The 13,396-nt window shown below is 72.0% G+C and carries 12 protein-coding genes; 7 read left to right on the forward strand and 5 right to left on the reverse strand.

Features of this window, described 5'->3' with window-relative positions; genetic code table 11:
* Nucleotides 1-27 precede the first annotated feature (27 nt).
* Both B4N89_RS31765 and B4N89_RS31770 read right to left on the reverse strand, forming a co-directional pair.
* Nucleotides 28-939: an alpha/beta fold hydrolase gene (locus B4N89_RS31765; RefSeq protein WP_078979934.1), complete on the reverse strand. Its 912-nt coding sequence runs from the start codon at nt 937-939 to the stop codon at nt 28-30.
* Nucleotides 940-959: 20 nt separating this feature from the next.
* On the reverse strand, nt 960-2,225 hold the full coding sequence (locus B4N89_RS31770) for an MFS transporter (RefSeq protein WP_078979935.1): 1,266 nt from the start codon (nt 2,223-2,225) through the stop codon (nt 960-962).
* 139 nt (nt 2,226-2,364) lie between these two features.
* On the opposite strand from B4N89_RS31770, the gene B4N89_RS31775 reads away from it, so the two are divergent.
* The 3 genes from B4N89_RS31775 (at nt 2,365) to B4N89_RS31785 (ending at nt 5,276) form a co-directional block, all read left to right on the forward strand.
* A complete protein-coding gene (locus B4N89_RS31775; RefSeq protein ID WP_078979936.1) occupies nt 2,365-2,898 on the forward strand; it encodes a CGNR zinc finger domain-containing protein in 534 nt (177 codons plus the stop codon).
* Between the two features lie 192 nt (nt 2,899-3,090).
* Nucleotides 3,091-3,570: an HIT family protein gene (locus tag B4N89_RS31780; protein ID WP_078979937.1), complete on the forward strand. Its 480-nt coding sequence runs from the start codon at nt 3,091-3,093 to the stop codon at nt 3,568-3,570.
* Nucleotides 3,571-3,827: 257 nt separating this feature from the next.
* Nucleotides 3,828-5,276 (forward strand): amidase, encoded by a 1,449-nt coding sequence (locus B4N89_RS31785; RefSeq protein WP_078979938.1) that lies wholly within the window; start codon nt 3,828-3,830, stop codon nt 5,274-5,276.
* A gap of 105 nt (nt 5,277-5,381) precedes the next feature.
* On the opposite strand, the gene B4N89_RS31790 is transcribed toward B4N89_RS31785, so the two are convergent.
* A complete protein-coding gene (locus tag B4N89_RS31790; protein ID WP_078979939.1) occupies nt 5,382-6,005 on the reverse strand; it encodes a TetR/AcrR family transcriptional regulator in 624 nt (207 codons plus the stop codon).
* Nucleotides 6,006-6,086: 81 nt separating this feature from the next.
* Here B4N89_RS31790 and B4N89_RS31795 point away from each other — a divergent pair, with 81 nt between their 5' ends.
* Together B4N89_RS31795 and B4N89_RS50855 are read left to right on the forward strand one after the other, a co-directional pair.
* Entirely contained in the window at nt 6,087-6,911 is an 825-nt protein-coding gene (locus tag B4N89_RS31795) for a dienelactone hydrolase family protein (protein ID WP_078980645.1), read from the forward strand.
* 141 nt (nt 6,912-7,052) lie between these two features.
* Nucleotides 7,053-7,631: a hypothetical protein gene (locus tag B4N89_RS50855; protein ID WP_201261040.1), complete on the forward strand. Its 579-nt coding sequence runs from the start codon at nt 7,053-7,055 to the stop codon at nt 7,629-7,631.
* 306 nt (nt 7,632-7,937) lie between these two features.
* Here B4N89_RS50855 and B4N89_RS31805 read toward each other — a convergent pair whose 3' ends face one another.
* Complete coding sequence (locus B4N89_RS31805) at nt 7,938-8,798, reverse strand: helix-turn-helix domain-containing protein (RefSeq protein WP_078979940.1); 861 nt, start codon at nt 8,796-8,798, stop codon at nt 7,938-7,940.
* Between the two features lie 272 nt (nt 8,799-9,070).
* On the opposite strand from B4N89_RS31805, the gene B4N89_RS31810 reads away from it, so the two are divergent.
* Nucleotides 9,071-10,597 (forward strand): MFS transporter, encoded by a 1,527-nt coding sequence (locus B4N89_RS31810; protein ID WP_078980646.1) that lies wholly within the window; start codon nt 9,071-9,073, stop codon nt 10,595-10,597.
* Here B4N89_RS31810 and B4N89_RS31815 read toward each other — a convergent pair.
* Entirely contained in the window at nt 10,534-11,118 is a 585-nt protein-coding gene (locus B4N89_RS31815; protein WP_078979941.1) for a CGNR zinc finger domain-containing protein, read from the reverse strand. The genes B4N89_RS31810 and B4N89_RS31815 overlap by 64 nt on opposite strands.
* 38 nt (nt 11,119-11,156) lie before the next feature.
* Here B4N89_RS31815 and B4N89_RS31820 point away from each other — a divergent pair, with 38 nt between their 5' ends.
* Nucleotides 11,157-12,539, forward strand: coding sequence for an MFS transporter (locus tag B4N89_RS31820; RefSeq protein WP_078980647.1), 1,383 nt, complete (start codon nt 11,157-11,159; stop codon nt 12,537-12,539).
* Nucleotides 12,540-13,396 lie beyond the last annotated feature (857 nt).

The following is a 13,396-nucleotide window of genomic DNA, read 5'->3' on the forward strand; positions in this document are numbered from 1 at the left end:
GGCGCCGCGTGCGGGGGTGCGTGGTGGTCAGGCGATGGTGCGTCCGAGGAAGTCGCGGATCAGTGCCGCGATCTCCGGGGTGTGGGTGGCGAGCGCGAAGTGTCCGGCGTCGAGCAGGTGGATCTCCGCGTCGGGCAGGTCGCGGGCGAACGCTCGGGCTCCGTCCGGGCCGAAGATCTCGTCGCCGGCACCCCACGCGACCAGCGTCGGCGGCCGGTGGGTGCGGAAGTACTCCTGGAACGCCGGGTAGCCGTCCAGGTTGAACTGGTAGTCCCAGAACAGTTGCAGCTGGATCTCCTTGTTGCCGGGACGGTCCAGGTACGCCTGGTCCAGAACCCAGGCGTCCGGCGCCACTCGGGCCAGGCGGTCCGCCGGAATGCCGTGCGTGTGCTGCCACTTGGTGGCCTCGGCGGTCAGCAGCTCGCGCACGGCGGGCTCGTGCGTCTCGCGGTCCTGGGCGTGCGCGAAGAGGACGTCCCAGAACGGGGTGAAGCCCTCCAGGTAGGCGTTGCCGCTCTGGCTGATCAGCGCGGTGACCCGCTCGGGATGCGCGGCGGCGATCCGCAGGCCGATCGGGGCGCCGTAGTCCTGGATATACAGCGCGAACCGGTCCAGTCCGAGGTGGTCGACGAGCTTGACGGTGACCTCGGTCAACCTGTCGAAGCTGTACGGGAAGGCGTCCACCGCCGGCGCGTCCGACTGCCCGAAACCGATGTGGTCGGGGGCCACCAGGTGGTACTCGTCGGCGAGTTCGCCGATCAGGTCGCGGTACATCGCGGAGCTGGACGGGAAGCCGTGCAGCAGAAGCAGCGTGGGGTTCGCCGGGTCGCCGGCCTCGCGGTAGAAGACGTTCAGTCCGTCGATCTCCACGGTGACGTGGCGGATGGCGCGGTCGGCGGCGGGTGTGGTGGTGGTTGCGGGGGTGGTGACGGCGTTCATGGGGATCGTCCCTTTCCGGGTCACGAGGTGGATGCAGAGGATGCGAGGGATGCAGAGGACGCGAGGGATGGAGTCGACGCGAGGGATGGAGTCGGCGAGGTGGTGCGCGCGGCGGGGCGCGCCGCGCTCTCGGCGGTCGAGGTCAGGACGGCGGCGAGCAGGCTGAGCCCGACGCCGGCGGCGAAGTAGGCGCGGTAGCCGCCGGTGGCCGCATGTACGGCGGCAGCCAGGGCGAGGCCGAGTCCGGCCGAGCCCTGGTGGACCATCCAGGCGGGGGCGAGCGTGCGGCCCAGGCGTGCCGGGTCGAGGCCGCGGGTGACGATCGCCATGGTCAGTGGGATCACCGTGAACGACGCCGCGCCGAACAACACGGCGGCGACGACGAGCAGTCGCGGGTCGGGAGCCGCCGCCGCGAGCACGAGGGACATCGCGCGCAGCACGTGCATGACGGGCAGCAGGCGTTCGGGCGCGGTGTGACCGACAAGGCGCGCGGTCACCGCGGACGACACCGCGGCAGCGGCGGCGGCCACCGCGACCAGGCTGCCGCCGGCCGCGGCCGACCAGCCCAGTTCGACGGCGTGTTTGGGGAGCAGCAGGACCATCGCGTACAGGGTCGCGGCATGCAGCCCGAACGCGGCGAGGATACGCCCGCGACCGCGCAGCGATTGCCGCTTCGGCAGGTCCGGCCCCGCTCCCCCGGTCGCGAGGGAGGCGCCGGAAGCACCCACGGCCCCCGCAGTCCCGGCAACACCCGGCACGCCTGCGGCCCGGCGGTCCGGCGGGAGCGCCGCCGCGAGCACCGCGGTGGCGGCGAGCCCCGCCACACCGATCGCCACGTACGTACCACGCGTGCCCAACGGCCCGAACAGCCCGGCCGCCGCCCACGGGACGACCAGTTGCCCGAGGTTGATGCCGATCGCGGCGCGGGCCAACGCCGGTGCCGCACGGTCGCCTTCGGCCCGGGCGATCAGGGTGCTGACGGCGAGGCTGGAGGAACCCGCGAAGCCGAGGCCGCCGAGCACCACGTACGCCGCCACGAACTGCCCGGCACCGCGCGCCGCACCGAGCGCCGGGTAGCTCGCCGACAGCAGCAGGAGCGCCGCGACGATCACCCGCTTCGCGCCGAGCCGGTCGAGCAGGACGCCGACCAGCGGCTGGGCGGCGCCGGTGACCACCGTGGACAGCGCCGCCGCGACCGCGAGGGTCCCGGCACCGATGCCGTAGTCCTCCGCGACCGGCGCGAAGAACACCCCGGCGGAGAAGTTGAGGCCGAACGACACGGTCATGGCCGCCAACCCTGCCCCGGTACTGCCGATGCGCGGCACTACGGCCACCCCCTCGTTTCTAACGTCTAACTCGATGCTCAGACATTAGACAGTCGGAATCTAACCTGTCAACACACATTCATCGGTTAGATTGACCGGCATGGACATCCGGCCGCTGACCGGCGAACCCCTGGCGCTGGACCTCGCGAACACGCGTTGGCCGCTGCGCGGCGCCCTGCACGACCACCTGGACGACCCGGCCCTGCTGCGGGCCTGGCTGGCCGAACACGCCTTGGACGAACGCCCCGACACCACGCCCGAGGCGGCCATCGACGCGGTGCGCGACGCACTCGTCGCCACCCGGGAGGCGATCCGCGCGGCGCTGGAGGAAGGGGCGTACCAGGACCTGGACGCGGTCCTCGCACGCGGGACGGTCCGCCTCGGACTCGGCGCGCAGGGCCCGACCGAGCAGGTGGACGTCGTCGACCCGACCTGGCGGCCGGCCTGGGAAGTGGCGCGCGCCTACCTGGAGTTGCTCCGCACCGCGGATCCGGAGCGGATCAGGCGCTGCGCGAACCCGGAGTGCACGCTCTGGTTCGCGGACGTGTCGAAGAACGGACGGCGGCGGTGGTGTTCGATGGCCGAGTGCGGCAACCGGGCCAAGGCCCGGACGCACTACGCCCGGAGCCGGTGACCGCCGCCCGATCCGGGCACCCGAAGGCGGCCCGGGACGGCGCCGGGACGCGGCCATGGCCGTCGGTGGGGGCTTGTCGGATGCGGTTCAGGCCACCGATGCCGAAGCGGCGGCATGCGTGCAGCGGCGAGGCAGACGAGGCGAACTCGACGCCGCTCTCTCGGGTTTCACGCGCGGCCTACGCTCATGGGTATGACGACACCTTCCGAGACCTGCTTCTCCTGCCGGCAGAACGCCTCGTACGACACCCTCCCGCCTCGCGAGCGCATCGTTTCCGACGCACTGTGGAGGGTGACACACGCAGTCGGCACGAGCCTGCCGGGCTGGCTGGTCCTGGTCCCTCGGCGCCATGTGACCTCGATCGCGGACCTCACCGACGACGAGGCCGTCGGTCTGGGGTTGTTGCAGGTCCATGTGTCGCGGGCGCTGCGGGAGGTGACCGGTTGCGCCAAGACCTACGTGGCGCAGTTCGCCGAGAAACCGGGGTTCGAGCACGTGCACTTCCACATGGTGCCCCGTATGGCGGGCCTGGTTCCCGAGTTGCGCGGGCCGGGCGTGTTCGCCCTGTTGAACCCGACCGAGGCGGAGCAGGTGTCGACCGCGGAGATGGACGGCGTGGCCCTCGCGATCCGCGGGCACCTCGGCTCGGTGCCGAGCGCGCCAACGCCGTGAGTACGGCGGCGGACCGGTAGTCGCATATCGCGGCAACGCGGGCGGACGAGGACGGAGACGAGGCCGACCACCCGCCGACGCGACCTCGGGTCGCTGTCCCGAACACGGGACGAAGCCGCCGGTGAAAGTGACCAGGGCCACACGCCGAAATCATCGCCCACGCACGTTAGTCTCGGCCTCGACGGGCCCTGAGCTGGGCTTTTGCGTCGGCCGCAGGGGTGTGTTCGCCGCGGCACAGGTTTTCTCCGGAGGTTCGCATGACCGATCTGGCGTTTCGTTCCGCAGGCCGACTCGCCGCCGCCGTCGCGGCGAAGGAGGTGTCGAGCGTCGAGTTGCTCGACCACTACCTCGCCCGGCTGGAGCGGCTCGGCCCGAAGGTCAACGCCATCGTCGCCCGGGACGAGGAGGGCGCACGAACCGCGGCGCGGGCGGCCGACCTCGCGGTCTCGCGCGGCGAGCCGCTCGGCCGGCTGCACGGCGTCCCCGTAACGATCAAGGACAGTCTCGAGGTCGCGGGCATGCGGACCACCGGGGGTTCGACCCGCTGGGGACATCACGTCTCGACGCGCGACGCCGAGTCGGTCGCGCGGCTCAGGAACGCGGGAGCGATCGTGTTCGGCAAGTCGAATCTGCCGGCCGACGCCCGGGACTGGCAGACCCACAACGAGATCTACGGAACCACGAACAATCCGTGGGACCCGACCCGTGGAGCCGGCGGGTCGTCCGGCGGGTCCGCCGCGGCGGTGGCCGCGGGACTGACCGGCCTTGAACTCGGCGGCGACACGGCGGGCTCGATCCGGGTACCCGCCCACTTCTGCGGCGTCTACGGACTGCGCCCGTCGTACGGGATCGTGCCGAGGTACGGCAGCGTCTCGGGCCACGCACCCGGGACACTGGCGGACTTCGACATGGCGGTGCTCGGCCCGCTCGCCCGGCACGCCGACGACCTCGACCTGGGTCTCGACGTCCTCGCGGGGGCGGACCACGAACGCGCCCCGGCATGGCGGCTGGAGCTGCCCGCCGCCAGGGCCGGCACGCTGCGGGAGTTCCGGGTCGCGGCCTGGCTCGACGACCCGTTCTGCCCCGTCGACCGCGAGTTGGTCGCCATCATGCGGGCGGCGGTGGACGCGGTGCGGGCCGAGGGCGCCGCCGTGGTGGAGGGCGCGGGGCCGGTCGGGCTCGACGAGACGATGGCCCTGTACCAGCCGCTGCTGATGGCGCAGAGCGGATTGGTCGAGTCCGACGAGTCGTACGCCGGGCTGGTGGAACTCGCCGCGGCGGAAGGGCCGGCGGGCGGATTCGCGTCGGACCTGACGCTGCGCTTCCGGGACTGGCACGCGCTCGACGAACGCCGGCAACACTCGCGCCGCCGCTGGGCCGAGTTCTTCCGCGACGTCGACGTGCTCCTGTGCCCGGTGAGCCCGACGGCCGCCTTCCCGCACGACCATCGGCCCGACCCCGCCTGGTCCGTCCGGACGCTGCGGGTCGACGGCGCCGACCGGCCGTATCGCGAGATGCTCACATGGATGGCGCCTTCGGCGGTCAACCACCTGCCCGCGGCGGTGGCGCCCGTCGGGGCGACCCGGGACGGACTTCCGGTCGGCATCCAGGTGATCGCGCCCTACCTGCACGACCGCACGGCCGTTCGGTTCGTACAGTGCCTCGCGGAGGCAATCGGCGGGTTCCGCCGTCCTCCGGGGTTCTGAACACCGCCGACCACTCGCACCGGGACCGCCCGACCGGGCGCCCCCCGGCCCCGCCGGCGCGGGCGCCCGGGTTCCCTCTCGACGTCTCGGACGCCGACGCACCGCTCATCGGACGCCCAGCACGTCCAGGGACAGGCGTTTGGCGCGGTCCAAATCGGTGTCTTCGCCGAAGAGTTGGTAGCGGGTGTTGGCAGCGCGCAGGTACGCGTCGATGCGGAAGGCATCGTCGGCCGGGAAGCGACTGCCGCCGGCGGACAGTTCGGACTCCAGCAGGTGCAGCCACTCGCGGACGAGGTCGCGGACCGCGTCGGCGACGGGCCCTTCGCGGCGGCCGTATTCGACCGAGGTCGAGGTGATGAAACACCCGCCGGGAAAGACGCCGTCGCGCAGGTAGGCCACCCAGTTGTCGAGCAGGGCCCGGAGCCGGGGCCGGCCCGGGGCGGCGGGCCACGACGGCTCGACGACGTGCCGCAGGTACAGGGCACGGGCCTCGGCGACGGCGGCGATCTGGATGGCTTCCCGGTTGGCGAACACCGTGAGGATCCCGCTCTTGCTGTGCCCGGTCCGGGCGGCGAGCGCGCCGACGGTGATGGCGTCCAGCCCGTACACGGTCGCGGACATGGCGGCCTGCCGGGCGACTTCGTGCCGGGTCCGATCACCCCGGGCACGGCGGCCGTCGGCACGCGGCGTGGGGGAATCCGCGGCGGATTCGGTGGTGTCCTGGGCCATGGGCCGATTGTATGCGATCGATCGGTCGTGTAGCGTGCCGCGATAATCACGACCGATCGATCGCATAGCGGAGTGTGGATCATGAGTGTCGACGGCGGTGCCGTGCTGGACGGCTTTGCGAAACGCGTGGTCTCGCTGTCCGGAGGCGAGAAGACCGTCCACGTGGCCGGGAACGGGCCCGCGGTGGTCGTGATGCCGGAGATGCCGGGTATCAGCCCCGACGTGGTGCGCTTCGCCGGGTGGGTACGCGACGCGGGGTTCACCGTCTACGTGCCCTCGCTCTTCGGTGTCGACGGGGCGTATCCCACCGTCGAGCTCGCCGAGCCGATCCTCGAACGGGCGTGCGTCAGCAAGGAGTTCAGGGCGTTCGCGGGCGGCGGCACGAGCCCGGTGGCGGTGTGGCTGCGCGCGTTGGCCAGGACCGCGCACGACGAATGCGGCGGACCGGGTGTCGGCGCGGTGGGAATGTGCTTCACCGGCAACTTCGCGCTGAGCATGACGCTGGAACCGGCCGTCATCGCCCCGGTCCTCGGCCAACCCTCGCTACCGCTGGACGACCCGGCCGCCCTGGAGCTGTCGCCCGAGGACGCGGCCGCCATCCGCGAGCGGTTCGAACGCGACGGGCTCACCGCACTCGGCCTGCGCTTCGACAACGACAAGTGGTGTACCGGCCAACGCTTCGCCGCCTACGCGCGGCTCCTCGGCGACCGCTTCGACGGCCGCGTGCTCCCCGGCGAGTACGCGAACCCCGAGCCACCGCCGTTCTTCCGCGACCTGGTCCAGACCCCCCACAGCGTGGTCACCGCGCACCTCGTCGACGAGGAAGGCCACCCCACCGTGCGAGCCCGCGACGAAGTCCTCGCATTCCTCCGCGCCCGCCTGCTTCCCGATCGCACCACGGCCTGACGGCCGGGGGCAGCTCGAGCGGGAAGTGATTTCGGCAGGCGATGCGTCGCGCCTCCTTGCAAGACCCGCGCGCAACCCCGTGCGTCCCGGCCCGTCGAACCGAACCGAAGCGGGCCGGGCGTGGGCTGAATACCCTGGGTCATGCCATCGATCAGACTGAACAACGACACCGCCGAGATGCTGGCGATCTGGGTCGAGCCGTGGGGCACCGACCACTGGATGCGACCACACGAGAAGTTCACGCTCCTCACCGGCGACGGTCCCGAGCCGGATCCCGACGATGTGCCCTTCGACGTCGTCTTTCACGACGAGGGCGTCAGCGTCTGGGTCAACGGCGCCTACGAGGCCACGGTGCATGACGAAGCGGGTGCCGAGGTGTCGTGCGGACACCAGCGCCCCCTCGACGTCATGCGCGCCTGGACCGAGTCGGCCGAGGCGGCAGCGGTCGCCGACCGTCCGTACCTCACCCCGGATATCCGGGAGATGGCCCGGCGCCACGCCCAGGACATGCGCCGCGCACTCACCGAGGCCGAAGCGGCGGCGGCTGCGGCCTCGGCCCAGGCCGAAGTGGCGGCGGAGGTCGAGGCGCCGGCCGGGGCCGAACCGATAGCGGAGCCGGAGCCGGAGCCGGAGCCCTCAGTCGAAGCCGACACGACCGAACTCCGCGCCCACCCCGAGACCATCGCTCCGAGCGGGGCCGACACAACGGCCGGACACTGAGCAACCGAGAATCCGAGCGGCCAAGGATCCGAGCAGTCAAGAACCTGGGCGGCTGAGGACCGGAGCGGCTGACCTGGACGGCCGAGAACCTGAGCAGCCAAGGACTCGAGCGGCTGAGGACCCGGGCGGCCAAGGCCTTGAGCGGCTGAGGACCCGAGTACCCGAGCACGCGAGAACCCAGGCGCCAAGCCCCCACGGTCCCCAAACCCGCCGCCGCCCCACCCCGAAGCCGCCAGCCCAAGTCCCTTGCCCCGCCCGTCGCCCGCCCAGCGCCGACAACCCCACCACCCCGGGGCCGCCGGCCCCCTACTCCGTGGCCTCCGGCCTGACCTTCGTGGCCAGTTCGGACAGGCCCCGCAACACCCGGCGGCCCTCCTCGTCCGGCTCCTGCGGCTGGTAGATGGTGATCCGCTGGCCGCCCTCCATTCGCAGCACCTCGAACGCGAGTGTGATCTCGCCGAGTTGCGGATGCCGGTACGTCTCCTGGTCGCTACGCCGCCGACGTACGTCGTACCGTTGCCACTGCACCGCGAACTCGGGACTCCCCTCCGTGAGTTCGTCCACCAGTGCGGCCAACTCCCGGTCCCTGGGGTCGGCGGCGAGCAGCGAGCGCAGTTGCGCCGTGGTGCTGAGCGCGGCCCGCTCCCAGTCGGCGAACAACTCCCGTGCCATCGGGTGCAGGAACAGGTACCGAATGCTGTTGCGCCGCTCCGGCGCCCAGTCGGCCAGCCCGGGCAGCAGCGCGAACACCTCGGGGTTGGCGGCCAGGATGTCGCTGGTCCGACCGAGCAGGTACGCCGGCCAGGGTCGGACCCGCTCCAGAAGCGCCCGGATCGCCGGCCGTACCTCTCGATCGGCGGGCACACCACCGGCCGGCACCCGCTCCGCCGCGTGGTTGGCCAGGGCGTACAGGTGCGCGTGCTCCTCCTCGTTCAACCGCAGCGCGCTCGCGATCCCGTCCAGGACCGCACCACCGGGGTTGTTCTCGCGGCCCTGCTCCAGGCGCGTGTAGTACTGGATGCTCAGCCCCGCCAGCGCGGCCAGCTCCTCCCTGCGCAGCCCCTGGGTACGACGGAGTCCGGTGCCGGCGGGCAGCCCGACGTCGCCGGGCTGGAGACGGGCACGGCGGGCCTGTAGGAACTCTCCGAGCGGATGTGGTGACGTCACCTCTCGATTGTCCCAAAGCAGGGGTCTCGGTGCGTGTTCCCCACGGGGACAGGCAGGGCGGGCCGGCACCGGCACAGGGGTGGCCGTGCCGCCACCAGTCCCGGCACCGCACTCGCCGTTGGCGCGAATGACACGGCCTTCATGGCGACCCCGGCACGCGCGAAGCTGACAGCGCCGCCCCGGGCCCGGCTCCCGGCCCGACCTCCGACGCGACACCCGACCCGCATTCCGACCCGAATCCCGGCCTCCGCAGAACGGACGTGCCCGCCGCCATGCCCTCGACGGATCCGCTCCCGCTCCCGACACCCGCGCGCCGGCGCCGCCGATTCGCCGGCCCCGCCCCCGAACAGGCCGGATTCGGGGCCCGGTTCACCGCGGCAGCCGCCCTCGGATCAGTGCTGAATCCGATCAACTCGTCCATCATCGCGATCGCGCTGGTGTCGATCGGCCGGGCGTTCGGCGTGGACGCGGGGGCCACGACGTGGCTGGTGTCGGCGTTGTACCTGGCCACCGCGATCGGGCAGCCGACGGCCGGGCGGCTCGCGGATCTGTTCGGGCCCAGGCGGGTGTACCTCGCCGGCATGGCGCTGGTCGCGCTCGGGGGGCTGATCGGTTTCATGGGCACGTCGATCGGCATGCTCGTGGTCGCGCGTGTGGTGCTCGGGCTGGGTACGTCGGCGGCCTATCCGGCGGCGATGACGATGGTGCGCAGGCAGTCCGAACGCCTCGCTCGGCCCGCGCCGGGACGGGTGTTGAACGCGCTCGCGGTGGCCGGGCAGACCACGATGGCGATCGGGCCGCCGCTGGGCGGGCTGTTGATCGCGGTCGGCGGGTGGCGGTCGATGTTCCTGATCAACATCCCGCTGGCGGCGATCGCGGCCGGGTTCGCGGTGTGTTGGCTGCCGGCGGACGAGCGCCGGCGGCGTACCGGCTCGGCGGCGCGGGAGCTGGATCCCCCGGGCCTGCTGCTGTTCGCCGCGACCTTGACGAGCGTACTGCTGTTCCTGATGCGGCCCACCGCGTCGAGGTGGTGGCTGCTCGCCCTCGGTCTGCCGGCCGGACTGGCGCTGGCCCGTTGGGAGTTGCGTGCGTACTCGCCGTTCCTGGACGTGCGGATGGTGGCCCGCAACGGCGCGCTGACCAGGACGTACCTGCGACAGGCGGTGGCGATGGCCTCGACCTACTGCTTCATCTACGGCTGGACCATGTGGCTGGAGCAGAGCACGGGCCGATCCGCGTCCACCGCCGGACTGCTGATGACGCCGTCGTTCGTGGTGGCCGCCGGGGTCTCGGCCGTGCTGACGGGACCGGGGCTGCGTACTCCCCTGCTGGCCGGTGCGGGCGTGCTGACAGTGGGCAGTGCGACCCTATTGCTGCTGCGCGCCGACTCGCCGCTGTGGCTGCTGCTCGTGGTGAGCGTCGTCTTCGGACTCCAGAACGGCCTGGCCAACACGGCCAACCAGCGGGCGATGTTCCGCCAGGCGCCGGCCGCCGCGACGGGCACGGCGGCCGGGCTGCTGCGTACCTTCTCCTATCTGGGCGCGCTGGCGTCGGCGAGCCTGATCGGCGCGACCTTCGGCCCCCGGGCGACCGACGCGGGGCTGCACCATCTGGCGATGATCCTGACGGTGATGTCGGTCGTATTGGTGGCAGCCACCGCGCTGGACCCGGCGCTGCGCGCGGGGCGGGGGGTCGAGGGACCGGGTGCCGGGAAGCCGGAGGCCGGAAAGCCGCGCTATGCCCGGGCGCGGCGGTGGGCGGCGACCCGTTCGCGCGTGGCGCAGCGCCGGGAGCAGTAGCGGCGGGGCGGCCCTCCGCCCTCGTCGACGAAGACGTGTCGGCAGGTCGCCGAGGTACAGACGCCGCCGGGTGGGCGTTGCCGATCCCACAGCAGCATGGTCAGGGCCAGGCAGGACGAGGCGAGGAACCATTCGCCCCACGGCGCGTCGTCGTCGCGGTCGAGGTGCGGATGCCACGGGCTGCGACCGGCGTGCGAGGTGAGCCGAAGCCTGCCCCGGCCCCGACGAAGCAGGCGATTGAGCGCGTCGGCGGCGGCGTCGACGTCCTCGGCGGCGAAGACCGCACGCAGCAGCAGGGCGGCGGCACGCAGGTCGGCGACATCGGTCGGGGTGAGCTCGATCGGACCGGACTCGCCGTGTTCGCGCAGGAGTTCGGCCACGGCGGCGGGGGACGGGTCGGGCGTCGGATCATCCGCCGTCAGCGCGTTGACCAGGGCGACGGTGCGTCGGGTGACAGCCTGGACGGAGTGGCGGGTGGCCCGCTCGTCATTCGAGTGCAGCACCCGCCAAATGTAACGCATCTAGCCAATGATTGAGTTACTTACGTAACGTGCTGATCATGCAAAAGCGTTACGGAGGAATATGGCCCTACATCGCCGGAGCGGCCGCGGCGCGTACCGGTGACGAGATGTCGGGCCCGGCCCTGCTGCTGGCCGGCTTGGCGGCCACGGGGTCGGCCGCCACCGCCTCGGCACTCCTGGCCGCCGTCACCGCAGCGGCAGCACTCGGCGGTCCCGTCTTCGGCGTACTCCTGGACCGCACCCCCCGACCGGGCCGCCTGCTGACCGTCACGCTCGCGGGCTACGCGGCGGCACTCGGGGCAATCCTGGCAACGCTGGGCCGAACCCCGATCGCGTTCACACTGCTGATCGCCCTGACCGCAGGACTGGCCGGCCCGGCCCTGACCGGCGGCTGGACATCCCAGCTGCCCCACGTGGTCACCCCAGCCGACCTACCGCGCGCAACGACGTACGACGCAATGACATTCAATCTGGCCGCCCTGACCGGCCCGGCCCTGGCCGGAATCATCACGACCCTGGCGGGCGCACAGGCCGCAATGACAACGGCGATCGTCCTGATCTGTCTGGCCCTACCGGCCGCCCGAGCACTACCACCGGCCCGAACGCGGATGCCGTCCCGCACGCAGATGCGGCGGAGGCGCCCGACGCCACCATCAGCCAAGACATCACCCGACACCGGAGTACAGACCCCCCGGAACCACACGGCGCCACAACCGACCAAAGCGTCGCCCTCCACCCGCAGCCACGAACCCCAGGAGCACCCAGAACCACCGCCAGTTCCCGCCCCCACGCCCCGGAACGGCATCGGCGCCGACCTCGTCGCAGGCTTCCGGGCCATCGTGGGCTCACCATCCCTGGCCAGGGCCACGGCGGCGTCGATGTTGTCCTGTGTCGGACAGGGCATCCTGCTCGCCGGCAGCCCACTCCTCGGCGAACGCGCTTTCGGCTCAGCCGCCCACGGGACGACCTTGCTCTCACTGCTCGCCGCCTCGGCATTGGCAACCAACGCGCTCCTGGCCCGCCGACCGCGCCCACTGCGCCCGGAGACGGTGATCCAATACAGCACGCTGGTCCTCACCGGCGCCCTCCTGCTCGCGGCAACCGCCCACCCGATCCCACTGATCGCCGCGATGCTGCTCGCCGGCATGGCCGAAGGCCCGCAACTCACAGCCCTGTTCACAATCCGACACCGCGAGGCCCCCGAGGCCCTACGCAGCCGCATCTTCACCACCGGCGCGAGCCTGAAGATCACCACCTTCGCCCTCGGCGCAGCCCTCACCGGCCCCCTCCTCGCCCACTCCCTCACCACAGCCCTGGCCACGGCAGCCTTGTTCCAGACCCTGGCCACACTCAGCCTCACCGTAAAAATGCCGACCCACCAGGAAGGCGAAAGAACAAACACCGGACCCGAGGCCGAGTAAGTCGAAGATGCCTTCCGGGGTGGGTAAGGACGTATTCGGCGGACGCCGCACTGTCGGTTGCGGAGCGCCGGCGCGGGACCGGCCCGGCACATGGGTGGGCGGCCGTCGGCGTGCAGGACTCGGAGGCTCGAGTTCCCGACGAGGCGGCTGCGTTGGTTGGCGAAACCCGGCCGGCAGCGGGGAGCAGGGTGGGTGGTCGGGTCGAGCCGGGTCGCCGAGTCGCTTCCCCGAGTGGACCGGGTGCTTTGGGCGGGCGTCGCGCTCGTGGTCGCGGGTGGCCGGTGCGGGGTGTGTCCGAGTCGGTGGTGGGCCGCCGCCGGCGTTCGGGGCTCCAAGACAGGTGTTCCCGACGAGACCGGTGTGTTGCTCACCGAAAACCGGCTGGCAGCGGGGGGCAGAGAGGGCTGTCGGGTCGAGTCCCCGGGGTGCCTTCCCGAGTGGGTGGAGCGTTTCCGGCGGGCGTCGCGCTTGTGGTTGCGGGTGGCCGGTGCGGGGTGTGTCCGAGTCGGTGATGGGCCGCCGCCAGCGTTCGGGGCTCCGAGACCCGAAGCTCCCGACGAGATGGGCGCGTTGGTCGGCGAAAACCGGCTGGCAGCGGGGGGCGGGGAGGGCTGTCGGGTCGAGTCCTCCGGCGAGCCTTCCCGAGTGGGCCGGGTGTTTCCGGCGGGCGTTGTGCTTGTGGTTGCGGGGTGGCCGGGTTGGGGTTCGGAATCGGATCTCGGCGGGTGGTTGTGGGCTTCGAGTTTCTGTGACCTGCGGTTTTGTGCAGTCGTGGCGGAGAGTCGGGTGTCGGGTGCCGGTTTGGGGTGTTCCGGTCTTTTCGGTGCGCGTGCGGAGACCGGAACTGCCTGGTCGGC

It is taken from the genome of Embleya scabrispora (assembly GCF_002024165.1).
In the GTDB taxonomy this organism is placed as follows: Bacteria; Actinomycetota; Actinomycetes; order Streptomycetales; family Streptomycetaceae; genus Embleya; species Embleya scabrispora_A.